At 70.0% G+C, this 23,764-nt stretch carries 25 protein-coding genes; 16 read left to right on the top strand and 9 right to left on the bottom strand.

From position 1 onward, the window contains the following. Window positions 1–44: 44 nt before the first annotated feature. Complete coding sequence (locus ABT001_RS19755; protein WP_351278991.1) at window positions 45–1,439, bottom strand: metallopeptidase TldD-related protein; 1,395 nt, start codon at window positions 1,437–1,439, stop codon at window positions 45–47. Beyond that, window positions 1,436–2,959 carry a TldD/PmbA family protein gene (locus ABT001_RS19760; protein WP_351278994.1) on the bottom strand — a complete coding sequence of 508 codons (1,524 nt, stop codon included), beginning with the start codon at window positions 2,957–2,959 and terminating at the stop codon, window positions 1,436–1,438. Before ABT001_RS19760 ends, ABT001_RS19755 begins: the two co-directional genes overlap by 4 nt. 403 nt (window positions 2,960–3,362) lie before the next feature. Here ABT001_RS19760 and fabG point away from each other — a divergent pair, with 403 nt between their 5' ends. The 3 genes from fabG to ABT001_RS19775 all read left to right on the top strand — a co-directional run bounded on the left by fabG (window position 3,363) and on the right by ABT001_RS19775 (window position 5,372). Beyond that, entirely contained in the window at window positions 3,363–4,082 is a 720-nt protein-coding gene (fabG, locus tag ABT001_RS19765; protein WP_351278997.1) for a 3-oxoacyl-[acyl-carrier-protein] reductase, read from the top strand. A gap of 5 nt (window positions 4,083–4,087) precedes the next feature. Then, on the top strand, window positions 4,088–4,855 hold the full coding sequence (gene fabI, locus ABT001_RS19770; protein WP_351279000.1) for an enoyl-ACP reductase FabI: 768 nt from the start codon (window positions 4,088–4,090) through the stop codon (window positions 4,853–4,855). A 151-nt stretch (window positions 4,856–5,006) separates the two neighbouring features. Then, window positions 5,007–5,372 (top strand): hypothetical protein, encoded by a 366-nt coding sequence (locus tag ABT001_RS19775; RefSeq protein ID WP_351279003.1) that lies wholly within the window; start codon window positions 5,007–5,009, stop codon window positions 5,370–5,372. A gap of 8 nt (window positions 5,373–5,380) precedes the next feature. Here ABT001_RS19775 and ABT001_RS19780 read toward each other — a convergent pair whose 3' ends face one another. After that, on the bottom strand, window positions 5,381–6,055 hold the full coding sequence (locus tag ABT001_RS19780) for a FadR/GntR family transcriptional regulator (protein WP_351279005.1): 675 nt from the start codon (window positions 6,053–6,055) through the stop codon (window positions 5,381–5,383). Window positions 6,056–6,209: 154 nt separating this feature from the next. Between ABT001_RS19780 and ABT001_RS19785 the strand changes: the two genes are divergently transcribed. From ABT001_RS19785 to ABT001_RS19800, 4 genes are all read left to right on the top strand, one after another. Then, the gene (locus tag ABT001_RS19785; protein ID WP_351279008.1) at window positions 6,210–7,472 is read left to right on the top strand and encodes a CynX/NimT family MFS transporter; all 1,263 of its coding nucleotides are present in this window, start codon (window positions 6,210–6,212) and stop codon (window positions 7,470–7,472) included. Window positions 7,473–7,489: 17 nt separating this feature from the next. Further along, window positions 7,490–7,606, top strand: coding sequence for an SGM_5486 family transporter-associated protein (locus ABT001_RS19790; protein ID WP_351279011.1), 117 nt, complete (start codon window positions 7,490–7,492; stop codon window positions 7,604–7,606). Window positions 7,607–7,743: 137 nt separating this feature from the next. Beyond that, a complete protein-coding gene (locus tag ABT001_RS19795) occupies window positions 7,744–7,950 on the top strand; it encodes a hypothetical protein (protein ID WP_351279013.1) in 207 nt (68 codons plus the stop codon). A gap of 99 nt (window positions 7,951–8,049) precedes the next feature. Continuing rightward, complete coding sequence (locus tag ABT001_RS19800) at window positions 8,050–8,568, top strand: SixA phosphatase family protein (RefSeq protein ID WP_351279016.1); 519 nt, start codon at window positions 8,050–8,052, stop codon at window positions 8,566–8,568. A 69-nt stretch (window positions 8,569–8,637) separates the two neighbouring features. Here the strand turns inward: ABT001_RS19800 and serB are convergent, their stop codons facing one another. Next, window positions 8,638–9,894 carry a phosphoserine phosphatase SerB gene (gene serB, locus ABT001_RS19805; protein WP_351279019.1) on the bottom strand — a complete coding sequence of 419 codons (1,257 nt, stop codon included), beginning with the start codon at window positions 9,892–9,894 and terminating at the stop codon, window positions 8,638–8,640. 278 nt (window positions 9,895–10,172) lie between these two features. On the opposite strand from serB, the gene ABT001_RS19810 reads away from it, so the two are divergent. Next, window positions 10,173–12,755, top strand: coding sequence for an ABC transporter ATP-binding protein/permease (locus ABT001_RS19810; protein ID WP_351279022.1), 2,583 nt, complete (start codon window positions 10,173–10,175; stop codon window positions 12,753–12,755). A 134-nt stretch (window positions 12,756–12,889) separates the two neighbouring features. Here ABT001_RS19810 and ABT001_RS19815 read toward each other — a convergent pair whose 3' ends face one another. Further along, complete coding sequence (locus ABT001_RS19815) at window positions 12,890–13,612, bottom strand: transglycosylase SLT domain-containing protein (protein ID WP_351279025.1); 723 nt, start codon at window positions 13,610–13,612, stop codon at window positions 12,890–12,892. A 423-nt stretch (window positions 13,613–14,035) separates the two neighbouring features. On the opposite strand from ABT001_RS19815, the gene ABT001_RS19820 reads away from it, so the two are divergent. The 3 genes from ABT001_RS19820 to ABT001_RS19830 all read left to right on the top strand — a co-directional run bounded on the left by ABT001_RS19820 (window position 14,036) and on the right by ABT001_RS19830 (window position 16,236). Then, window positions 14,036–15,181 (top strand): GAF domain-containing sensor histidine kinase, encoded by a 1,146-nt coding sequence (locus tag ABT001_RS19820; protein WP_351279027.1) that lies wholly within the window; start codon window positions 14,036–14,038, stop codon window positions 15,179–15,181. Then, entirely contained in the window at window positions 15,174–15,818 is a 645-nt protein-coding gene (locus ABT001_RS19825) for a response regulator (RefSeq protein WP_351279030.1), read from the top strand. The genes ABT001_RS19820 and ABT001_RS19825 overlap by 8 nt, the downstream gene beginning before the upstream one ends. A 166-nt stretch (window positions 15,819–15,984) precedes the next feature. After that, window positions 15,985–16,236: a chaplin family protein gene (locus ABT001_RS19830; protein WP_351279032.1), complete on the top strand. Its 252-nt coding sequence runs from the start codon at window positions 15,985–15,987 to the stop codon at window positions 16,234–16,236. 135 nt (window positions 16,237–16,371) lie between these two features. Here ABT001_RS19830 and ABT001_RS19835 read toward each other — a convergent pair whose 3' ends face one another. Next, on the bottom strand, window positions 16,372–17,151 hold the full coding sequence (locus ABT001_RS19835) for an Rv1486c family protein (protein ID WP_351279035.1): 780 nt from the start codon (window positions 17,149–17,151) through the stop codon (window positions 16,372–16,374). A gap of 120 nt (window positions 17,152–17,271) precedes the next feature. On the opposite strand from ABT001_RS19835, the gene ABT001_RS19840 reads away from it, so the two are divergent. From ABT001_RS19840 to ABT001_RS19855, 4 genes are all read left to right on the top strand, one after another. Then, a complete protein-coding gene (locus ABT001_RS19840) occupies window positions 17,272–18,072 on the top strand; it encodes an ABC transporter ATP-binding protein (protein ID WP_351279037.1) in 801 nt (266 codons plus the stop codon). 65 nt (window positions 18,073–18,137) lie between these two features. After that, window positions 18,138–18,566: an NfeD family protein gene (locus ABT001_RS19845; RefSeq protein WP_351279040.1), complete on the top strand. Its 429-nt coding sequence runs from the start codon at window positions 18,138–18,140 to the stop codon at window positions 18,564–18,566. A 137-nt stretch (window positions 18,567–18,703) separates the two neighbouring features. After that, window positions 18,704–19,666 (top strand): SPFH domain-containing protein, encoded by a 963-nt coding sequence (locus ABT001_RS19850; protein WP_351279042.1) that lies wholly within the window; start codon window positions 18,704–18,706, stop codon window positions 19,664–19,666. 78 nt (window positions 19,667–19,744) lie between these two features. Next, window positions 19,745–20,518 (top strand): sulfite exporter TauE/SafE family protein, encoded by a 774-nt coding sequence (locus tag ABT001_RS19855; RefSeq protein ID WP_351279045.1) that lies wholly within the window; start codon window positions 19,745–19,747, stop codon window positions 20,516–20,518. A 60-nt stretch (window positions 20,519–20,578) separates the two neighbouring features. Here ABT001_RS19855 and ABT001_RS19860 read toward each other — a convergent pair whose 3' ends face one another. The 3 genes from ABT001_RS19860 to ABT001_RS19870 all read right to left on the bottom strand — a co-directional run bounded on the left by ABT001_RS19860 (window position 20,579) and on the right by ABT001_RS19870 (window position 22,598). Beyond that, a complete protein-coding gene (locus ABT001_RS19860) occupies window positions 20,579–21,085 on the bottom strand; it encodes an HNH endonuclease (RefSeq protein ID WP_351279048.1) in 507 nt (168 codons plus the stop codon). A 141-nt stretch (window positions 21,086–21,226) separates the two neighbouring features. After that, entirely contained in the window at window positions 21,227–21,760 is a 534-nt protein-coding gene (locus ABT001_RS19865) for a YbhB/YbcL family Raf kinase inhibitor-like protein (RefSeq protein WP_351279051.1), read from the bottom strand. 55 nt (window positions 21,761–21,815) lie between these two features. Next, window positions 21,816–22,598 carry a sporulation protein gene (locus ABT001_RS19870; RefSeq protein ID WP_351279054.1) on the bottom strand — a complete coding sequence of 261 codons (783 nt, stop codon included), beginning with the start codon at window positions 22,596–22,598 and terminating at the stop codon, window positions 21,816–21,818. Window positions 22,599–22,685: 87 nt separating this feature from the next. Between ABT001_RS19870 and ABT001_RS19875 the strand changes: the two genes are divergently transcribed. Then, window positions 22,686–23,324, top strand: coding sequence for a DNA-3-methyladenine glycosylase (locus tag ABT001_RS19875; RefSeq protein ID WP_351279056.1), 639 nt, complete (start codon window positions 22,686–22,688; stop codon window positions 23,322–23,324). Window positions 23,325–23,764: the final 440 nt, after the last annotated feature.

Below are 23,764 nucleotides of genomic sequence, written 5' to 3' on the forward strand. Positions count from 1 at the left end.
TCTCCTCTGAGGGGTCGATCAGTCGTCCGGCCAGTCTATGGGGGTCACACCCCCCGGCTGACCGAGCTCATGTGGAAGTCGGGGATGCGCAGCGCGGGCATCGCGGCCCGGGTGAAGTAGTCGCCCCACTCGCGCGGCAGCGTCTTCTCCGTACGGCCGGCCTCCGAGGCCCGGGACAGCAGCCCGACCGGCGACTCGTTGAACCGGAAGTTGTTCACCTCACCGACGACCTCGCCGTCCTCCACCAGATAGACCCCGTCCCGGGTCAGACCGGTCAGCAGCAGCGTCGCCGGATCCACCTCCCGGATGTACCAGAGGCAGGTCAGCAGCAGGGCCCGGCCGGTCGTCGCCGCGACCATCTCCTCCAGGGACCGCTCACCGCCGCCGTCCAGGACGAGGTTGTCCATCGACGGGGCCACCGGCAGTCCCGTCAGCCCGGCCGAGTGCCGGGTCGTGGTCAGCCGGTCCAGCCGGCCGTCCTTGATCCAGTCCGTCGGGGCCAGCGGCAGCCCGTTGTCGAAGACCGAGGAGCCGTCCCCCGAGGAGTGCGCGATGACGAAGGGGGCGGCCTCCAGCCCCGGGGCGTGCGGATCGCTGCGCAGGGTCAGCGGCAGCTCGGAGAGCGTCTCGCCGATCCGCGTACCGCCTCCCGGCCGGGAGAAGACCGTCCGGCCCTCCGCGGCGTCCCGGGCGCCCGCCGACCAGTACTGGTAGATCAGCAGGTCGGCCACCGCGGTGGGCGGCAGCAGCGTCTCGTAGCGTCCGGCCGGCAGCTCGATCCTGCGCTCCGCCCAGCCGAGGCGCCGCGCCAGCTCCGCGTCCAGGGCCGCCGGGTCGACGTCCTTGAAGTCCCGGGTGGCCCGGCCGGCCCAGGCGGAACGGGTCCGGTCGGGGGACTTGGCGTTCAGTTCCAGCGTCCCGTTCGGCTGGTCGTGGCGCAGCCGCAGTCCCGTCGACGTACCCAGGTACGTCGAGTTCAGCTGGTGGTGGGCGAAGCCGTACAGCTCACGCCCGCCCGAGCGTGCCCGGGCGAAGGCGTCGCCGAGCGCCGGGGCGAAGTCGGCGAAGACGTCGGAGCCGGTCTCGGCCGGCGGCTCCGTGAAGTCGGCCGACGCCGGGATCCCGGAGACCAGCGGCTGGGCGTCCTCGGCCGGCCCGGCACCGCGTGCGGCGGCCTCGGCGGCCCGCACCAGAGGTTCCAGGTCGTCCGCGGTGACGGCCGACCGGGACACCACACCGGAGGCCGTGCCCTCGGTACCGTCCACGGTGGCGATCACGGTCAGGGTCCGCCCCCGCGTCACCCCGTTCGTGGTGAGCGCGTTCCCGGCCCAGCGCAGATTGGCGGAGGAGTTCTCGTCCGCGATGACCACGCAGCCGTCGGCGGTGGACAGCTCCAGTGCGCGCTCGACGATCTCGTACGGCTTGCTGACGCGGCTCATCGCCCGCCCTCCTGCGTCGTGTTGAGGATGTTCACGCCTCGGAAGAGGGCGGAGGGACAGCCGTGCGAGACAGCCGCGACCTGGCCCGGCTGGGCCTTGCCGCAGTTGAACGCGCCGCCCAGGACATAGGTCTGCGGACCGCCGACCTTCTCCATCGAGCCCCAGAAGTCCGTCGTCGTCGCCTGGTACGCCACGTCGCGCAACTGACCCGCCAGCCTGCCGTTCTCGATCCTGAAGAACCGCTGCCCGGTGAACTGGAAGTTGTACCTCTGCATGTCGATGGACCAGGACCGGTCGCCGACCACGTAGATCCCGCGCTCCACCCCGCCGATCAGGTCCTCCGTGGAGAGCCCGCCCGGATCCGGCCGCAGCGAGACGTTCGCCATGCGCTGCACGGGGACGTGCTCCGGCGAGTCGGCGTACGCGCACCCGTTGGACCGGCCCAGGCCCGTCAGCTTCGCGATCCGCCGGTCCGTCTGGTAGCCCACCAGGGTCCCGTCCTTGACGAGGTCCCAGGACTGCGCCTCGACGCCCTCGTCGTCGTACCCGATGGTCGCCAGCCCGTGCTCGGCGGTGCGGTCACCGGTCACGTTCATCACGGGGGAGCCGTACGTCAGCTTGCCCAGCTGGTCGAACGTGGCGAACGAGGTGCCGGCGTACGCCGCCTCGTAGCCCAGCGCCCGGTCCAGCTCGGTCGCGTGGCCGATCGACTCGTGGATGGTCAGCCAGAGGTTGGACGGGTCGACCACCAGGTCGTACGTCCCCGCCTCGACGCTCGGCGCCCGCATCTTCTCGGCCAGCAGCCCCGGGATGCGCTCCAGTTCGACGTCCCAGTCCCAGCCGGTGCCCGTGAGGTACTCCCAGCCACGGCCCACCGGCGGAGCGATCGTCCGCATCGAGTCGAACTCACCGGTCGTACCGTCCACGGCCACCGCGGTGAGCTGCGGATGCACCCGCACCCGCTGCTGGGTGGTGACGGTTCCTGCGGTGTCGGCGTAGAACTTGTTCTCGTGGACGGTCATCAGAGAGGCGTCCACGTGCGCGACCCCGTCGGCCGCCAGCAGCCGGGAGCTCCACTCGGCGAGCAGCCCCGACTTCTCCGCGTCCGGTACGTCGAAGGGGTCGACCTCGTACGCCGACACCCAGGTCCGCTCACCGTGCACCGGCTCGTCCGCCAGCTCCACGCGCTCGTCGGAACCGGCCGCCGCGATGACCTTCGCGGACAGCTTGGCCATGGCGACCGCCCGCGAGGCCACCTTCGCCGCCGCGTCCATCGTCAGGTCCACCCCGGAAGCGAACCCCCAGGCCCCGCCGTGCACCACCCGGACCGCGTACCCGGTGTCGGTGGTGTCCGACGTCCCGGACGGCCGGGCGTCGCGCAGCCGCCAGGACGCGCCACGCACCCGCTCGAACCGGAAGTCCGCGTGCGCGGCGCCGAGCGCCCGGGCGCGGGCGAGCGCCGCGTCGGCGAGGGCGCGCAGTGGCAGGGCCAGGAACGACTGATCTACCTCGTGGGCCACGAAGGGCTCCCCTCCTTTGACAGTCCTGGCAGTGAATCATGGTGCGGACGGTCACCGGGTGGCTACCGGTTTGCATGACCGGCGGCCGGCAGCGGTACAGGCGGGGGCGACGCGGTGGAGCGGGGAGGCCGCGAGATCCAGCGACATCTACACGAAGAGCGGGAGCGCAAGGTGGGAACGGTGCGTGATCACCGTCCGCCGGGGCGTGGTTCGCTGTCGGATCGGGCGCCCGTGAGACGGGGCTGGTCGCACTCGCGCCGGGCACGGCGGACTGAGACAGCCGCCGCGACTGTGGGAACCCGACAGTCGCGGCCCGGCGGCGCTGTCAGAGGCCGATTCCCTGGATGTGGAGTGGTACCGATAGGTTTTCGATGTACCAGACCGCCAAGGAAAGGGTGATCCGTTGAGCCGCTCGGTTCTCGTCACCGGAGGAAACCGGGGCATCGGCCTCGCCATCGCCCGCGCCTTCGCCGACAACGGCGACAAGGTCGCCGTCACCTACCGCTCGGGGGAGCCGCCGCAGGCGCTCACCGAAGCGGGCGTTCTCGCGGTCCGGTGCGACATCACCGACGCCGAGCAGGTGGAGCAGGCCTACAAGGAGATCGAGGAGAAGCACGGTCCCGTGGAGGTGCTGGTCGCCAACGCCGGTATCACCAAGGACCAGTTGCTGATGCGGATGTCCGAGGACGACTTCACGTCGGTGCTCGACACCAACCTCACCGGCACCTTCCGCGTGGTCAAGCGCGCCAACCGCGGGATGCTGCGCGCCAAGAAGGGCCGTGTCGTCCTGATCTCCTCCGTCGTCGGCCTCCTCGGCTCGGCCGGACAGGCCAACTACGCGGCGTCCAAGGCGGGCCTGGTCGGCTTCGCCCGGTCGCTGGCCCGTGAGCTCGGCTCGCGGAACATCACGTTCAACGTCGTCGCACCCGGTTTCGTCGACACCGACATGACCCAGGTGCTCACCGACGAGCAGCGCAAGGGCATCGTGTCGCAGGTGCCGCTCGGCCGCTACGCGCAGCCCGCCGAGATCGCCGCCGCGGTGCGCTTCCTCGCGTCCGACGACGCGTCGTACATCACTGGAGCCGTCATTCCCGTTGACGGCGGATTGGGCATGGGTCACTGATCACCATGAGCGGAATTCTCGACGGCAAGCGCATCCTCATCACGGGGGTGCTGATGGAGTCGTCCATCGCCTTCCACACCGCGAAGGTGGCCCAGGAGCAGGGCGCCGAGGTCATCCTGACGGCCTTCCCCCGGCCGACGCTGACCGAGCGCATCGCCAAGAAGCTTCCGAAGCCCGCCAAGGTCATCGAGCTCGACGTGACCAACGACGAGCACCTCGACCGGCTCGCGGGCCTCGTCAAGGACGAGCTCGGCTCGCTCGACGGCGTCGTGCACTCCATCGGCTTCGCGCCGCAGGACGCGCTCGGCGGCAACTTCCTGAACACGCCCTTCGAGTCGGTCGCCACCGCGATGCACGTCTCGGCGTTCTCGCTGAAGTCGCTCGCCATGGCCTGCAAGCCGCTCATGAGCGAAGGCGGCTCGATCGTCGGCCTCACCTTCGACGCGCAGTTCGCCTGGCCGCAGTACGACTGGATGGGCCCGGCGAAGGCGGCGCTGGAGGCCACCTCCCGCTACCTCGCCCGTGACCTCGGCGGCGACAGCATCCGCTGCAACCTGATCTCGGCGGGCCCCATCGGCTCGATGGCCGCCAAGTCCATCCCGGGCTTCGGTGACCTCGCGGAGGTCTGGAACACCCGGTCGCCGCTGGCCTGGGACATGGCCGACCCCGAGCCGGCCGGCCGCGGTGTCGTCGCGCTGCTCTCGGACTTCTTCCCGAAGACCACGGGCGAGATCATCCACGTCGACGGCGGCGTGCACATGATGGGTGCCTGACCCACCCGCGGATCACCGACGGCCGCGTACCCCTCGCCCGGGTACGCGGCCGTCGCGCGTGTCCTCCGGTGCTCAAGTCGAAAAGATGGCGGCCCCACCGCAGAATGTGGTGGAACCGGACTTTTGGTCAGGCTGTGGGGAGGAGATCGCTGTGCGCTCCACACGTCGCCGAACCTGGGCCCTGCTCGCAGCGGCGGCCGTGGTCACGGGGCTCCTGGCCCCGGTGGCCGTGAGCGCCGCCAACCGGGCGGGGAGCCGAACGGCGCCTCTCGCTCCGGAACCGGAGCCCTCGGGTTCCGAATGCCGTACGTCGGTCGAGGGCTCCCGGGTGATCGCCTACTGCCACAACCCGTACCCCACGACCGATCTCGTGCGGCTCCACACCGAGTGCGCGCGCTGGTGGGACGTTGACGCCGACGGCGGCGCGGTCGCGGTGCAGCCGGGCCGGACGGTCAAGCTGGAGGACCGCTGCTGGAAAGAGGTCGGCTCGGCCTGGATCAGTCACTCGGTGGGCTGAGGCCCGTGTCAGACCCGCTCCCGCAGACAGTCCAGAGCGTGGGCCGCGGCCTCGGCGGCGGCCGTCTCCGCGTCGCCCGCCCGAATCGCCTCGACGAGACGGGCGTGGTCCATGAGCTCCTGCGGCCCGAGCTTCGAGCCCACGTCGTCGCGCAGGTAGTCGCGGAGCAGGTCGTTGAGGTCGGCGTAGAGCTCCGTCAGTACGTCGTTGTGCGACGCGGCGACCACGGCGAGGTGCAGGGTCGCGTCGGCGGCCACGAACGCCTCCGCGTCACCCGACGCCCAGGTCTCCTCGCGCCGCGCCATCAGCGTGTCCAACTGCCGCAGGTCCCGGTCCGTACGCCGCGCGGCGGCGAGCCGGGCCGCCGAGGACTCCAGAGTGGAGCGCAGCTCGGCGACGTGCCGGGGGTCGGCGTCCGCGAAGCGGCGCTGCATCACCCCGGCCAGCTCGCTGGTCGCCACCACGTAGGTGCCGGAGCCCTGGCGGATGTCCAGAAGCCCGTTGTGCGCCAGGGCGCGCACCGCCTCGCGCACCGTGTTGCGGGCGACCCCGAGCTGCTCGACCAGTTCGGGCTCGGTGGGGATGCGCGAGCCCACCGGCCACTCGCCCGCGGTGATCTGGTTCCTCAGCTGGGCAATCACCTGATCGGCGAGAGCCGAACGCCGCGTGGACGTCAGCGCCATGGTGCTCCTTGCTCGTGTTCCGGAGGGATGGTCCGGAGGAGAAGTGTTCCGGAGGTGGTCAGGGGGTGCGGGCCCGTCGGACCGTCGTCCCGATCGTCTCAGGGAGAGCGCGGGAGTGGACAGTCAATCATCCCATGATTCTATGATGGGCCCCATGCGTCACGACGAGACCCCGACCCTGCGCCCTTCCACCGCCCCAGGCGCCCCGACATCCGGCACGTCCAGGCCCGGACCCTCCCCCTGGGTACTGCGGATCGTCACCCTCGGCCTGGTCCTCGCCGCGCTCAACCTCCGGCCCGCCATCACCAGTCTCGGCCCCCTCCTCGAAGAGGTCAGGGACGGACTGCACATGAGCGGCAGCGTCGCCGGAGTCCTCACCTCCGTGCCGCCGCTCTGCTTCGCCGTGTTCGGCTTCATGGCGCCCAGGCTCGCCCGCAGGTTCGGCCCCGGCGCCGTCGTCTGCGCGGGCATGGTGGCCATCACCGCCGGTCTGCTGCTGCGCCCCTTCGTGGGCGGCACCGCCGGGTTCCTCGCCGCCAGTGCCCTCGCCCTGATGGGCATCGCGGTCAGCAACATCCTGATGCCGGTCATCGTCAAGCGCTGGTTCCCCGACCGCGTCGGCACCGTCACCGGGCTCTATTCGATGGCCCTGGCCCTCGGCACCGCCCTCGCGGCCGCCCTCACCGTGCCCCTGACGGACGCCCTGGGGGGCAGCTGGAAGACGGGGCTCATGGTCTGGGCGGCCCTGGCAGCGGTCGCGATCCTGCCCTGGCTCCCGTTCGTGAAGGACCGCGGTGACGCGTCCGGGCCGGCCGCCGGGGCCACGGCTCCCCCCGCGCTCCGGATCACCCGCAGCCGCACGTCCTGGGCGCTCGCCTGCTTCTTCGGCCTCCAGGCCACCGCCGCGTACATCACGATGGGCTGGATCCCGCAGATCTTCCGTGACGCGGGGCTCCCGGCGGGCACCGCCGGCGTCCTGCTCGCCGTGATCATGGCCATGGGCGTACCCCTGGCCTTCGTCATCCCCCGGGTCGCCACCCGGCTGCGGACCCAGGGCCCGATCGTCCTGGTGCTCAGCGGGTGCGGCCTCCTCGGCTACGCGGGCCTCTACCTCGCCCCGGCCGGCGGCGCCTGGCTCTGGGCGCTGCTGCTGGGCGTCGCCAACTGCGCCTTCCCGCTGGCCCTCACCATGATCGGGATGCGTTCGCGCTCCGGCGCGGGAGTCGTCAGGCTGTCCGCCTTCGCCCAGTCCACCGGTTACCTGCTCTCGATCCCCGGCCCCCTGCTGGTCGGCGTGCTCTACCAGCACAGCGGCGGCTGGGGGCTGCCCCTCGCGCTGATGGCCGCCCTCCTCGTGCCCCAGACCGTGGCGGGAGTGCTCGCCGGGCGGGACCGGAAGATCGAGGACGAATGCTGAGATGCGACACTGAGCGCATGCCAGTGCTCGATCCGAACCCCCAGAACGGTCAGAAGAAGCTCCTCCTCGTCTTCGGGACCATGATCCTCATCTCCGTGGTCATCGGCGTGATCGCCACGATCGCCTCCCCCTGACCGCCCGATGGTGGGGCTTGCCCCACCATCCCCTAGGGGGTCAGGTTCAGGGTCGAGTGGGTGGGTCACCGGATGGGACCGCCGCAGGCCGGCCCGTAGGTTCTGGGTAACACAGCCGAGGACCCACGGAGGCGGACATGTCGGCCCGTACGAACACCCGGACCCATCGCCCGTCCCAGGCCACCGCCGACGCCCGGCTGCCCTGGTGGGCCGTCGTGCTGCCCGCCCTCGCCTTCGCCGCGCTCCTCCTGCTGATCGTGGAACCCGGCCAGGCGCACGCGGCGGCCGGTGACCCCGCGATCGGGCGTCTGCTCGGGCACATCCTCGGCCTCATGCCCGCCTGACCGGCCCCGTACACACCCCGCCACCCGCCGGTCACCCTCAGCGGACGAGCACGTCAACACCCTGCGCCCGGAGGCGCGTTTCGTGCGAAGCTGAGGTGTATGAGCGCCGACACACCTCGCAGGATCGTCCTTCTCAGGCACGCAAAGGCGGAATGGTCACAGGAGTCCGACCATGAGCGGCCACTGGCGGAACGAGGCAGGAAGGACGCCCCCGTCGCCGGACGCAAGCTGGCCGATTCGGGAACCGTCTTCGACCTGGCTCTGTGTTCGACCGCCACCCGGACCCGCGAGACCTGGAAGCACGCGGTCCACGAATTCGCACAGCGCCCCAGGACCGTGTACGAGGAGAGGCTGTACGAGGCCTCCCTCGGCGAACTGATCGCCCTGTTCGGAGAGACCCCCGACGACGTGCGGAATCTGTTGGTCATCGGCCACAATCCCGGCATGCACGGCGCCGCGGACGCGCTCTCCGGAGGGGCCGAGGGCGATGCGCTCGCCCGCATGACCAGGGACGGCTTCCCGACCGCGGCCTATGCCGTCGTCGAGTTCTCAGGCCCCTGGAAGAGCCTGGAGCACGGCGTGGGCAAGCTCGTCGAGTACTGGACACCGAACGACTGACCTACGACGGGGCGCCGGCACACATGATGTGCCGGCGCCCCTCCGTGCTTCGTGCGTGACCCCGCGAGGTCAGTCCACCAGGCCGTCGGCGGCCTCGACCTCTTCGCGGGTGATCCCGAGCAGATACAGCACGGTGTCCAGGAACGGGACGTTCACCGCCGTGTGGGCCGCCTCGCGGACGACCGGCTTGGCGTTGAAGGCGACGCCCAGGCCCGCGGTGTTCAGCATGTCCAGATCGTTCGCGCCGTCGCCGATCGCCACCGTCTGCGCCAGCGGCACCCCCGCCTGCTCCGCGAAGCTGCGCAACAGCCGGGCCTTGCCCGCCCGGTCCACGATGTCGCCCACGACCCGGCCGGTGAGCCTGCCGTCGACGACCTCCAGCGTGTTGGCGGAGGCGAAGTCGAGCCCGAGCCGCTCCTTGAGGTCGTCCGTGACCTGGGTGAAGCCCCCTGAGACCACGCCCACCTGGTAGCCGAGACGTTTCAGCGTCCGGATCAGGGTGCGGGCACCAGGGGTCAGCCGGACCTCCGCCCGCACCTTCTCCACGACCGACACGTCGAGCCCGGCCAGCAGCGCGACGCGCGCGTGCAGGGACTGCTCGAAGTCGAGCTCGCCGCGCATCGCCTGCTCGGTCACCGCCGCGACCTCGGCCTCGCAGCCGGCATGGGCCGCGAAGAGCTCGATGACCTCGTCCTGGATGAGCGTCGAGTCCACGTCCATGACAACCAGCCGCTGTGCCCTGCGGCTCAGCCCGGCCGAGACCACGGCGATGTCGACGCCGATACCGGCCGCCTCGGGCGCCAGCGCCGTCCGCAGCTCCTCGGTGCCGGTTCCGGACACCGCGAACTCGACAGCGGTGACGGGGTACTTCGCCAGACGGAAGATCCGGTCGATGTTGCCGCCGGTGGAGGTGATCCTGGCCGCTATGGCCGCGGTGGACTCCGCCGTCAGCGGGTGTCCCAGCACGGTCACATGGGAACGGCCGTAGCCGCGCGGACGGTTGTCGCCCGTGCCCGAGATGATCTCGGCCTGCAGTTTCAGGGACTCCGCCCAGCTGTGCACGGTCGCCCGGAGGTCGCCCTCGGTGGTGCCGCCCGGGTCCGGCGAGGTCACCAGGGCGCACAGGACGATGCGGCCCCGGGTGACGACCTGCTCGATGTCCACGACATCGACGGCGTAGGCGGCGAGGGTGTCGAAAAGACCGGCGGTGATGCCTGGCCGGTCCTTTCCGAAGATCTTGACGAGAAGCGTGGGGGCGTCCGTGTCCCGAGGGGACTCGGGGGGCTCAGGAGACCGGGGTGACCGAGGTGGCTGAGGTGCGCTCATGGTGCTCCCACCGTATAGGGCCGCGGGGCGGGCCCTGAAGCCGTCCCGAGTGGCGGACAGCCGTCGGCCGGGCCGCCGCGGGAGCGACGGACAGGGTACGGGCGCCTCGGATGGGATGCTCCGGACCCATTCCTCCCGAGTCGGGGGAGGGGGCGCAGAGCTTCCGCGCCGTCTTCACACCGCCCGGCTTTCCGTTACGGGACCGCTCCTGGAATAGTTCCCCACGATGTTCAGCATCCCTAGGCCTCCTGCGACGGGGGCGACTCGGGGGACAACTAGTGGGGCGCGGAGTGCCGGAACTCGTACTGGAATTGAATGGAAGGACCTGGGCGCTCGATCCGTCCAGGCCGTACACCCTCGGACGTGATCCGCAGGGCGACCTGATGATCGACGACGCCAGGGTGTCGTGGCGGCATGCCACGATCAGCTGGAACGGTCGTAGCTGGTCCATAGAGGACCACGGCAGCACGAACGGCACCTATGTACAGGGCCGGCGTATCCAGCAGATGGAGATCGCCCCGGGGACTTCGGTCCACCTGGGCAACGCCACCGACGGGCCGCGGCTGAGCCTCACCGCCCCGGCGGGTGCCGGAGTCCACGGCGGGCAGGCGGCGGGCGGGCAGAAAGCACCCGCGGCTCCCGTGGGGCAAGGGCAGCAGGCCCCGGTACAACAGCAGCCGCCGCAGGGTGCCGCCGGCTGGGCCGGTGGCGGTCCCGCGCAGCCGCAGCAGGCAGCCTGGCAGCAGGCGCAGCAGGCTCCCCAGATGCAGCAGCCTCCGGTCCCGCACCAGCAGGGGCACGGGGCGGGTGGCGCCGGTGGCGCGGCGGGGGCGCCGCCGGTCTACGGCGACCGCAGTCCCACCACGTTCCACCAGCTGGACCTCGGCCGTGTCATGCGCATCGGCCGTGCGCTGGAGAACGAACTGGTCGTCTCCGACCTGCAGGTCTCACGCCTGCACGCCGAATTCCGGGCGACGCCCGACGGCCGCTTCGAGATCCGCGACCTCGGTTCGCACAACGGCACCTACGTCAACGGCCAGCCGCTCAGCAAGTCCGGCACGGCTCTCATCGGACCGAACGACATCGTCGGCGTCGGCCACTCGACCTTCCGGCTGGTCGGGGACCGGCTGGAAGAGTTCGTCGACACCGGTGAGGTCTCCTTCTCGGCCCGCCACCTCACGGTGACGGTCGACGGCGGCAAGGACATCCTCAAGGACGTCTCCTTCGGCGTACCGGAGAAGTCACTGGTCGCCGTCATCGGCCCGTCGGGCTCCGGCAAGTCCACCCTGCTCAAGGCGCTCACCGGCTACCGGCCCGCCAACCAGGGCGACGTCCTCTACGACAACCGGAACCTGTACAAGCAGTTCGCCGAGCTGCGCCAGCGCATCGGCCTGGTCCCGCAGGACGACATCCTGCACAAGGAACTCACGGTCACGAGGGCCCTGCGGTACGCGGCCAAGCTGCGCTTCCCCGCGGACACCACCGAGGCCGAGCGCACCGCCCGGATCCACGAGGTCCTCGCCGAGCTCAAGCTCGACATCCACCGGGACAAGAAGATCACCTCGCTCTCCGGCGGCCAGCGCAAGCGCGTGTCGGTCGCCCTGGAGCTGCTGACCAAGCCGTCGCTGATCTTCCTGGACGAGCCGACCTCGGGTCTCGACCCGGGCATGGACCGCGACGTCATGCAGCTGCTGCGCGGCCTCGCCGACGACGGCCGTACGGTCCTGGTCGTCACGCACTCCGTGGCCGAGCTGGCCATCTGCGACAAGCTCCTGGTGATGGCGCCCGGCGGAGCCGTCGCCTACTTCGGCCCTCCCGAGGAGGCGCTGAACTTCTTCGGCTACACCAGCTGGGCCGACGTGTTCTCCGCGTTCGAGAACTACCGCGAGTACGACTGGGCGGGCCGCTGGCGCGGCTCGCAGCACTACCAGATGTACGCCGCGGACATCGACGCCGTCGCCGCACAGTCCGTACACATGCCGCCGGCGCAGCAGATGCGTCCGCCGAAGCCGTCGGGCTGGGCGGCCCAGCTGTGGACGCTGATGCGCCGCTACGTCTCGGTGATCGCGTCCGACAAGGGCTTCCTCGCCCTGATGGTGATCCTTCCGGCGGTGCTCGGCGTGGTCAGCGTGGTCATCCCGGCGGAGTTCGGCCTGGCGAAACCCGATGTACCCAACAAGCAGTTCAACGCCAAGGCCGGAACCATCATGCTGATCCTCGCGGTCGGTATGTGCTTCGCCGCCGCGGCCAACTCCGTACGAGAGCTGATCAAGGAACGGGTGATCTACGAGCGGGAACGGGCCACCGGTCTCTCCCGTTCCGCCTACCTGCTGTCCAAGGTGATCGTCCTCGGCGTGATCACGGCCTTCCAGGGCGTGATCATCTGCGGGATCGGCTTCTCCACCCGCCGGCTGCCGGAGGAGGGTCTGTTCATGCCCCCCGCCGTGGAGATGTGCCTGTCGATCACCGTGCTCGGCTTCACCTCGATGATGGTCGGCCTGCTGATCTCCGCACTGGTGAAGACCGCCGAGAAGACCATGCCGCTGCTCGTCATGTTCGCCATCGTCCAGGTCGTCTTCACCGGCGTGCTCTTCCAGGTCTACGGGTCCCCGGGCCTGGAGCAGTTCGCCTGGCTGATGCCGTCGCGCTGGGCGGTGGCCGCGGCGGGCACCACGCTGGACCTCGCCCATCTCATGCCGCCGTGGGACCCGGAGCACCCGACCGACCTGGATCCGCTCTGGGAGCACTCGACCGGGCAGTGGGGGGTCAACATCACGGTGATGCTCGTCATGAGCGCCGTGCTCTTCTTCGCGGTCTCGCGGATGCTGCGCCGCCACGAGCCCGAGGTGATGCGCAAGTAGCGCGCCCCCCGGGGCCGCACCGGACCCGGAAACGCCCGAGGGCGGCAACCCCGTGGGGTGCCGCCCTTCGGCATGTGCCGGCCGGTCACGCGACGCTGCGGACCGGCTCCGCCGGGTTCTGCTCGGTGCGTGGCTCAGTACGCGCTGTCGACGTTGTCGATCGAGCCGTACTTGTCCGCGGCGTAGTTGGCGGCAGCGGTGATGTTGGCGACCGGGTCGTACTGGTCCTTCTTGGTGCCCTTGACGTGGTAGAAGTCGAAGGTCGGCTTGATGACCTGCAGCAGGCCCTTCGACGGGACGCCGTTGATCGCGTTGATGTCCCAGTTGTTGATGGCGCGCGGGTTACCGCTGGACTCACGGATGATGTTGCGGTGCAGGCCCTCGTACGTGCCGGGGATGTTCTTCTTGTCCATGATGGCGAGAGCCTCACGGATCCAGCCGTCCAGGTTGTTGGCGTAGACCGGCTTGCGGTCGGCCGCGCGGCTGGCCTTCTTGGCGGAACGCTTCTTCGCGTCGGCCTTGGCCTCGGCGACGGCCTTGGCCTTCGCCTCGGCCTTGGCGGCGGCCTTCTTCTTCGCGTCGGCCTCCTTGGCCTTCGCGGCGTCGGCGGCCTTCACGAGCTGCTCGGCCGTCGAGTTCTGCTCGATGCCACTGGCCTGGATGCTCTTCGTCTGCGAGCCGGTGAACGCGACCGGTGCGGCGGCCGAGGCGGCCTGCGGCTCGGCCGTGGCCGCGGCGTCGTCGGGGGCGAGCGAGAAGGCGAGAGCGGCGGCTGTCAGGGCGGAGACCCCCGCGACGGAGAGCTTCTGCGCCTTGTTCAGGCGACGGCTACGGCTGGAGATTCGGGACACGGACATACAGTCGTACCTCTTCGAATTGCAGGGGGTCCTCGGCGAGGACGCAGACGGAAGAGCCGAGGCATCTCCGTCGGGGACAGATGCAATTCTTAGCGCCAGCAAAATGGCCTGGCAAAGGTGTGACGTACGAAGCCAGATAGTGGGCGGGGGTCTTGTTCCTTCCCTCTTGTCCGGTTTGGGGCACGCCGAGTTGCCCGTTTTGAGTCAACTATCCCTCTTCGTAAGTGACGTGAGTCCTATGCCTGGGCTCACACGGGACGCGCTTCACGCTCACGAAAAGTTGCTCCTGTAATGCGGAGCGTAAGGGGCTTTCCGGGCAGGGGGCGGGCCTCCCCGGAACGCCGAGCCCTAGGACTCGGGCCCCATGCGGCAGCGGCCCACAGCCCGATACGGCGGCGACACCCCCGCCGGTACGGTGAGCGCATGAGCCATCCCCCACCGTCGGGTCTCGCCGCGGTAAGCGCCGCGCTGCTCGCCATGAGCCGGCACCTCGAGATGAGGGACGTCCTCAAGACGATCGTGTCCTCGGCCCGCGAACTGCTGGACGCCGAGTACGCCGCACTGGGCGTGCCGGACGATCACGGGGGCTTCGCCCAGTTCGTCGTCGACGGGGTCAGCGACGAGCAGTGGAAGGCCATCGGGCCGCTGCCCCGCCAGCACGGGATCCTCGCGGCGATGCTCCACGAGGCGAAGCCCCAGCGGCTCGCCGACGTCCGCGAGGACCCCCGCTTCGAGGGGTGGCCCGACGCCCACCCCGACATGTCCGACTTCCTCGGCCTGCCCATCCAGGACGGGGACGAGACCATCGGCGCCCTGTTCCTCGCCAACAAGCGCGGTCCCAGGCCGTCGGGCGGCTGCAACTTCACGGAGGAGGACGAGGCACTCCTGGGGATCCTCGCCCAGCACGCGGCCATCGCCCTCACCAACGCCCGGCTCTACGAACGCAGCCGTGAGCTCACCATCGCCGAGGAACGCTCACGGCTCGCCCATGAGCTGCACGACGCCGTCAGCCAGAAGCTCTTCTCGCTCCGGCTCACCGCCCAGGCCGCCGCGGCCCTCGTAGACCGCGACCCGGCGCGCGCCAAGGGAGAGCTCCAGCAGGTCGCCGCCCTGGCCGGGGAAGCCGTGGACGAGCTGCGGGCGGCCGTCGTCGAACTGCGCCCCGCGGCCCTGGACGAGGACGGCCTCGTCGCGACCCTCCGTACCCAGATCCAGGTCCTGGACCGCGCCCACAGCGCCCGGGTCACCTTCGAGAGCGCGGGGGTGAGAGCCCTGCCCGCCGCCCAGGAGGAGGCGATGCTCCGGGTCACCCAGGAAGCCCTGCACAACGCCCTGCGCCACTCCGGCGCCGGAGAGGTCGCCGTCACGCTCGCCAGGCAGACCACCACGACGGTGCTGCGCATCACCGACGACGGCTGCGGCTTCGACGCCCACGCCGTCCGCCGCGCCGGACGCCATCTGGGCCTCGTCTCCATGCGGCACCGTGCCGGTGGCGTCGGTGGCCGGCTCACCGTCGCTTCGGAGCCCGGCAAGGGCACCACCATCCAGATGGAGATCCCCAGTGGCTGACAAGATCATCAAGGTGCTTCTCGTCGACGACCACCAAGTGGTCCGCCGGGGGCTGCGTACGTTCCTCGAGGTCCAGGACGACATAGAGGTCGTCGGCGAGGCGTCCGACGGGGCCGAGGGTGTCGCCAGGACCGAGGAGCTGAGGCCCGACGTGGTCCTGATGGACATCAAGATGCCGGGCACGGACGGCATCGAGGCGCTGCGCAGGCTGAGGGAACTGGAGAATCCGGCCAAGGTCCTGATCGTCACCAGCTTCACCGAGCAGCGCACGGTCGTGCCCGCCCTGCGCGCGGGTGCCTCGGGCTACGTCTACAAGGACGTGGACCCGGACGCCCTGGCCGGCGCCATCCGCTCGGTCCACGCGGGCCACGTCCTGCTCCAGCCGGAGGTCGCCGGCGCACTGCTCGCCCAGGACGACACGGGCAACGGCACCGGGCGGGGGAGCACTCTGACCGAGCGGGAGCGGGAGGTCCTCGGGCTGATCGCGGACGGCCGCTCCAACCGGGAGATCGCCCGGGCGCTCGTCCTGTCGGAGAAGACCGTGAAGACCCATGTCTCGAACATCCTCATGAAGCTCGACCTGTCCGACAGGACCCAGGCCGCGCTGTGGGCGGTCCGGCACGGAGCGGCGGGCTGACAGGCCGCCGGACGGGGTGCTTGTAGGACAAGCGGATGGGTTCACTCCAGTCCGAGATTCATACTGTCGGGTGGATGTCACCCGTACGGCGCATCCTCGACGGCGTACCGGCGTTCTCCATGCGTGCTGCGGCGGTCGGCCGCAGCGACGCGAGGAGGATCCTGAAGTGAAGAACCTGAAGAAGGCCGCAGCCGTCACCATGATCGCGGGCGGAATCATCGCCGCCGGTGCCGGAGCCGCCTCAGCCACGGGACACGGCGGCGCCGGTGCCCACGGCACGGCCGTCGGCTCCCCGGGCGTCGTCTCGGGCAACGTCGTACAGGTCCCGGTGAACGTCCCGGTGAACGTGGTCGGCAACACGGTCGACGTGGTCGGCCTGCTCAACCCGGCCTTCGGCAACCTCGGCCTGAACGGCTGACCCACGCCTCGTACCTCGCCGCCGGGCGGGCTCCCGCGAGCCCTCCGGCGGCCGGGTGGACCAACCGGCCGGGTGAACCAGCCGACCGGGACCCCACCTCCGGGGATCAGCCGAGGGGGACCGGCGACCGGGGATTCACCGCCCCCGCTCCTCCACGTACGCGTTGTACGCCGCGACCTGCGCCCGCCGGGCCACCCGCTCCACCGGCCGCAGCGCCTCGCTCCTGGCCGCGATCTCGGAAGCGCTCACCGCGCCGCCGTGGCCGTTCTCATGGGCCACCGACACCAGCAGCCCCACCCGCTGGGCGAGCTCCAGCACCCGGACCGCCCTCGGGGGATAGCCCGGCGCAAGCACCTCCCGTCCCCGCTCCGCCCGCGCCCGGTAGGCATCCACCGCGGCCTCCGCGACCGGCCCGGACCCGGCGACGTCCAGCCGCGACAGCACCGCCGTCGCGTCCCGCAAGGCCTCGGCGAGCTCCCGCTCCGCCTCGCCCAGCGACGGCACATCGGCCGGAGGCGCCTCCCGGACAGGCAGGCAGCGCCAGACCACCTCGACATGCAGATCACCGCCGGGCCCCACCTCACTCACCTCCGGTACGAGCCCGTACGGCGCCCCGGACGTGATCACCGCCTCCTCGGCCTCCAACGCCCGGGCGTTGAAGCCCGGCGGCCCGCTGAGCCCCAGCGGATGCCCGGGTACCGGCAGCGCGACCCGGTAGCCGGTCGCACCGAGACCCCTCAACCGGCCGAGCGCCAGCGTCAGCCCGACGGGCCCCGCCTCACCCGGCAACCCTTCGACGCGGTGCACCGCGTCCTCGCCGACGATCGCGAGCGCCGCGTCGTCCGGTGACACATGTCCGGCCAAAAGCGCGTTTCCCCATGCGGCAAGCCGCCCTGAGCGTGGTTCCGAAAGCATGGGAACAGCCTAGGGAACGGCCCCAGGGCCTGAGCACTCCTCGGGTGGCGTAGGTTTTATCCGGGAGCTGTGCCCACAGGCACGCGACGATCTCGACACTGTATGGGGAGACAACGCGCCATGAGCGATGTACTGGAGCTGGTGGACGTATCCGTGGTCCGCGACGGACGCGCTCTGGTGGACGACGTCTCCTGGTCGGTCAAGGAGGGGGAGCGCTGGGTCATCCTCGGGCCGAACGGCGCGGGCAAGACCACCCTCCTCAACCTCGCCTCCAGCTACCTCTTCCCGAGCACCGGTACGGCCACGGTCCTCGGCGAGCGGCTCGGCGGGGTCGGCACCGACGTCTTCGAGCTCCGGCCCCGCATCGGCATCGCCGGTGTGGCCATGGCCGAAAAGCTCCCCAAGCGCCAGACCGTGCTGCAGACGGTGCTCACCGCCGCGTACGGCATGACCGCCACCTGGCACGAGGACTACGAAGCCGTCGACGAGGAGCGCGCCCGCGCCTTCCTCGACCGTCTCGGCATGACCGGGTTCCTCGACCGGAAGTTCGGCACGCTCTCCGAGGGTGAGCGCAAGCGCACCCTCATCGCCCGCGCCATGATGACCGACCCCGAGCTGCTCCTCCTCGACGAGCCCGCCGCAGGGCTCGACCTCGGCGGACGTGAGGACCTGGTGCGCCGCCTCGGCAGGCTGGCCCGTGACCCGTACGCCCCCTCCATGGTCATGGTCACCCACCACGTCGAGGAGATCGCGCCCGGCTTCACCCACGTCCTGATGATCCGTCAGGGCAAGGTGCTCGCAGCCGGTCCCATGGAGACCGAGCTCAGCTCCCGGAATCTCTCCCTCTGCTTCGGTCTGCCGCTCGTCGTCGAGCACCACGGCGACCGCTACACCGCCCGCGGACTGCCCCTCGGTGGATAGTCGGACCACGGCCAACCTCTCCGGCGCCCTGTCGGGGAGTGCACTCGCGGTCCTACGATGACCCCGTGGACATCGACGCGTGGGTGTGGTGGCTGATCGGAGCGGTGGGACTGGGTATTCCCCTCGTCCTGACCGCGATGCCCGAATTCGGGATGTTCGCCGTGGGGGCGGTGGCCGCTGCCGTCGTCGCGGCCCTCGGCGGTGGCATCGTCGCACAGGTCCTGGTCTTCGTCGTGGTGTCGGTGGCGCTGATCGCCGTCGTCCGCCCGATCGCGGCCAGACACCGTGCGAGCCGGCCGGGGGAGGCCACCGGCATCGAGGCGTTGAAGGGCCGTCAGGCCGTCGTGCTGGAACGGGTGGACGGCAGTGGCGGGCGCATCAAGCTCGCCGGCGAGGTCTGGTCCGCCCGCGCGCTCGACGGCGACCTGGTCTTCGAACCCGGCCGACAGGTGGACGTCGTCGACATCGACGGTGCGACGGCCGTGGTCATGTGAGCGAACCGGTTACGGGGCAGCCCGCAGTCTGACACACTCGAAGTCGATCATCATGAGAGCGCAACGGCCGTGACCCCCACGGAAGTTAGACCTCGATCACCGCGATCCGCCGGCAACCGAAGGGCACGAGGCACACGATGCAACCGATCATCATCGTCCTGATCATTCTGGTGGTGCTCGTCTTCATCGCCCTGATCAAGACGATCCAGGTCATCCCGCAGGCCAGTGCCGCCATCGTGGAGCGCTTCGGCCGCTACACCCGCACGCTCAACGCCGGGCTGAACATCGTCGTCCCGTTCATCGACTCGATCCGTAACCGCATCGACCTCCGCGAACAGGTCGTCCCCTTCCCGCCGCAGCCGGTGATCACCCAGGACAACCTCGTCGTCAACATCGACACCGTCATCTACTACCAGGTGACCGATGCCCGCGCCGCGACCTACGAGGTCGCCAGCTACATCCAGGCGATCGAGCAGCTCACCGTCACCACGCTCCGCAACATCATCGGCGGCATGGACCTCGAGCGGACCCTGACCTCCCGCGAGGAGATCAACGCCGCGCTCCGCGGAGTCCTCGACGAGGCCACCGGCAAGTGGGGCATCCGCGTCAACCGCGTCGAGCTCAAGGCCATCGAGCCGCCCACCTCCATCCAGGACTCGATGGAGAAGCAGATGCGCGCCGACCGTGACAAGCGCGCCGCCATCCTCACCGCGGAGGGCATCAGGCAGTCCGCGATCCTCACCGCCGAGGGCGAGAAGCAGTCCGCGATCCTGCGCGCCGAGGGTGAGGCGAAGGCATCCGCCCTGCGCGCCGAGGGTGAGGCACAGGCCATCCGTACGGTCTTCGAGTCCATCCACGCCGGAGACCCGGACCAGAAGCTCCTCTCGTACCAGTACCTCCAGATGCTCCCCAAGATCGCCGAGGGCGACGCCAACAAGCTCTGGATCGTGCCCAGCGAGATCGGCGACGCCCTCAAGGGCCTCAGCGGCGCCTTCGGCAACCTCGGCGGTGGCGTCCCCGGCTTCAACACCGGAAACAACGGCAACAACGGCAACGCCGGCAACAACGTGGAGCGCCGGGAACAGCCCCCGCTCGACTGACCGGAACACACCTTCGGGCATGATCAGTGAGGCCCCTCGACCTTCATGGCGGGGAGGCATCACTGACCATCGAAGGAGATGGCCTTGTCCATCTGGGAGATTCTCGCGGTCTTCGCGGCCGGGGTCGGCGCGGGCACGATCAACACCATCGTCGGCTCCGGCACGTTGATCACCTTTCCCGTGCTGCTCGCCACCGGCCTGCCGCCGGTCACCGCCACCGTGTCCAACGCGCTCGGTCTGATCCCGGGTTCCATCAGCGGAGCCATCGGCTACCGCAAGGAACTCGCCGGCCAGCGCCGCCGCATACTCAAACTGAGCGTCGGCGCACTGATCGGCGGGCTGGCCGGGGCCACCCTCCTGCTCGCCCTGCCCTCGACGGCGTTCGAGACGATCGTCCCCGTCCTGGTGGCCCTCGCGCTCGTACTGGTGATTCTGCAGCCCCGCATCAGCAGAGCGGTCCAGCGCCGCCGCGAGCGCACCGGCACCCCCGCCAGAGCCGACGGCGGGCCGCTCCTGTTCACCGGCCTGATGCTCGCCAGCGTCTACGGCGGCTACTTCACGGCGGCCCAGGGCATCATCTACCTCTCCCTGATGGGCATGCTGCTCGACGACACGATGCAGCGCCTCAACGCCGTCAAGAACGTCCTCGCCGCCGTCGTCAACAGCGTCGCCGCGCTCTTCTTCCTCTTCGTGGCGGACTTCGACTGGACGGCCGTCGTGCTCATCGCGGTGGGTTCGGCGATCGGCGGCCAGATAGGGGCCAAGGTCGGCCGCCGGCTCAGCCCGGGCTTCCTGCGCATCCTGATCGTGGTCGTCGGCACCGCGGCCATCGTCCAACTGCTGCTGCGCTGACGGCCACGAGCCCGCTCCCTCCGGTGCGGGGGAGCGGGCTCGCGGCCGTGCCCACGGATGTCACGCGGCGGAGCGCGCCAGCCACTCCGGCAGCGCCGACCGGTCTCCGGCCCCCAGCGCGAGCAGCATCGCGTCCGCCGGCGAGGGCACGAACGGCTGACGCAGCAGCGGCATGCCCGCCTGCTCCGGCGTACGGGCCGCCTTGCGGTGGTTGTCCTCCGCGCACGAGGCCACGGTGTTCAGCCAGGTGTCCTGGCCGCCCTGGGCCCGCGGCACCACATGGTCCACGGTGCTCGCCCGCCGCCCGCAGTACGCGCACCGGTGCTGGTCCCGTATGAGCACACCCCTTCTGGACCAGGGCGCGTGTCTTCGGAACGGCACCCGTACGTACCTGCAGAGCCTGATCACCCTCGGGACCGGGATGTCCACGGCGGCACCCCGCATACGGAGCTCGGGATGCGACTGCTCGACGACGGCCTTGTCCTGAAGGACCAGAATCACCGCACGGTTGAGAGTCACCGTCGACAGTGGCTCGAAGCTCGCGTTGAGTACAAGCGTGTCCCGCATCCCGCCCACCTCCCCTGTGCCGCCCGTCTGTCGGCGGGCCCGGATCAACTCTGTCCGGGTGAGCCGTGACGGACAACGCAATAAAAAGTGCCCTGCCCTGATCTCTCCAAGACCAGGGCAGGGCAAACGGCAGGCGAACCTTCAGCTTTCGGGGGCGGCGTACTCCCCGATCAGCTGGGCGCGGCCCAGCGTGTGGAACCGCAGATTGAACCCGACCACGGCGGGTGAGGCGTCGCTGTCCGGACCGAGCTTCTCCGTGTCCACCGCGTACACGGTGAAGACGTAGCGGTGGTTCTCCCCGGCAGGAGGCGCGGCGCCGCCGAACTCCTTCGCGCCGTAGTCGTTGCGCGCCTGTACCGCACCCTCCGGCAGTCCGGCGAACGACCCGCTGCCCGCACCGGCGGGGAGCTCGGTGACGGACGCGGGGATGTCGAAGAGCACCCAGTGCCAGAACCCGCTGCCGGTGGGGGCGTCCGGGTCGAAGCACGTCACGGCGAAGCTCTTCGTCTCCGCGGGGAACCCTTCCCACCGCAGCTGAGGCGAGGTGTTCCCCGCCGCGAACACCTGGGCGTCCGCCAGTACGGCGCCCGGCGCGAGGTCCTCGCTCACCACGGTGAACGAGGGAACCTCGGGATGGAAGTCGTGCGGCAGCGGCGCCCTCTTCGGCTCGGTCACGTCAGCACCTCTCATGATCGGCTGTGCGGTGTCTTCCCACCGACCCTAAGGGGCGTCAGAGCCAGTTGCGCTGGCCACCGACCTGGGCGAGCCACTGGTTGAGGTATGCGGCCCAGTCCGTGCCCTGGAAGTCGGTGAGACCCACCTTGAAGGCGCGGTAGGAGTCGCTGCCCTCGCTGAAGAGCCCCGGCTTCTTGTCCATCTCCAGGATGACGTCCATCTCGCGGTCGTCCGCCACGAACGTCAGCTCGACCTGGTTCAGCCCCCGGTACTGCTGCGGCGGGACGAACTCGATCTCCTGGTAGAACGGCAGGCGCTGGCGGGTGCCGCGGATGTGGCCGCGCTCCATGTCGGCGCTGCGGAAACCGAAGCCCAGCTGCCCGAAGGCGTCCAGGATCGCCTGCTGCGCGGGCAGCGGGTGCACGTTGATCGCGTCGAGGTCACCCGAGTCCACGGCACGGGCGATCTCCAGCTCCGTGGTGACCCCGATGTTCATGCCGCGCAGCTGCTGCCCGGCGAACATCGTGATCGGCGTCTCCCAGGGGATCTCCAGCCCGAAGGGAACGACGTGCACCGCTCCGGCCTGCACCGCGAAGGCACCGCCCAGGCGCAGCTTGGTGAACTCGATGTCCTGCTTGGTCTCCTGGTCCCCACCCTCGACCTCCACCCGTGCCTGCAGACCGACCGAGAGGCCCTCGATCTGCTGGTCCACGGATCCGCCCTGGATCCGCACCTCGCCCTGGACGACTCCGCCCGGGACGACGTTGAGTTCGGTGAGCTCGGTCTCGACCGAAGCACCGCCGGCACCCATGCTCGCGAGCAACCGCTTGAAGCCCATGTCTTTCCTCCCTTGGTCCTGACCTCTACATACGCGCCATGACCGTAGCCGGTTCCCAGCCCGCCCAGGCCGGTACCCTCGGACGCCATGAACGAGGGCACGGACCGCACGCCGCTGACGCGGGACTTCTTCGACAGGCCCGCCGAAGAAGTCGCCCCCGAGCTTCTCGGGAGCGTCATCACCCGCAGGGCCCCCGAGGGGACCGTGAGCATCGCCATCACGGAGACCGAGGCGTACTCCGGTTCGGCCGACCCGGCTTCCCATGCCTACCGAGGTCGGACGCCCCGTAACGCCGTCATGTTCGGACCCGCGGGACGCCTGTACGTCTACCGGTCCCACGGACTCCACTGGTGCGCCAACGTCGTCACCGGGACGGACGGCGTCGCCTCTGCTGTCCTCATCCGGGCAGGCAGGGTCATCGAGGGGGAAGACCTGGCACGCGGGCGGCGAGGGGAGAGGGTGGAGAGTCCACGGCTCGCCCGAGGCCCGGGGAATTTCTGCCAGGCACTCGGCATCACGGCGGAGCACGATGGCGCGGACCTCCTGGCGGGTACCTCGGTCATGCTGTCCGCGGGGGAGCCGGTACCTGCCGCGCTCGTCCAGGCTGGTCCTCGGGTAGGCGTGAGCAAGGCCCACGACTGGCAGCACCGCTTCTACCTCCGCGGTGATCCAACGGTCTCGGCATACCGACTGAGCCCGAGAGCCAAGCCGTCCGCCGGAGCCTGAGCCGCCGTGCGCCTTACTCACGGCCCGTCGGTGAGCCGGCGCAGAGGTGGGCTCAGGCGCCTCGCCGCGACGCAACTTGACTTGCCCCTGCTGTTTCCCTAATGTAGTCCGAGCCGCTTGAACGGATGCAGTTGTTCTTGGCACGGTCCATCGGATCGGGCCGAAGCATCGTGAGAGGGCCAACCACTACCTACGATTCACCCCTGGCGGGTGCAATTTCGGCATGCCGAATTTGTCCCGGTCGACTCGATTATGAGTCGCGGAGGAAATCGGCTAATGTAGTGACCACGCCGAAAGGGAAACGCGAAAGCGAAGAACTGGAAAGCGCGGCAGTGAATTAACTGCCGAGCAGGAACCCGCTTCGGCCGGGAATCGGACACGAAAGAGTCTGATAGAGTCGGAAACGCAAGAACGAAGGGAAGCGCCCGGAGGGCCCCGGT

The sequence above is a fragment of the Streptomyces sp. NPDC002793 genome, assembly GCF_040295485.1.
GTDB lineage: Bacteria > Actinomycetota > Actinomycetes > Streptomycetales > Streptomycetaceae > Streptomyces.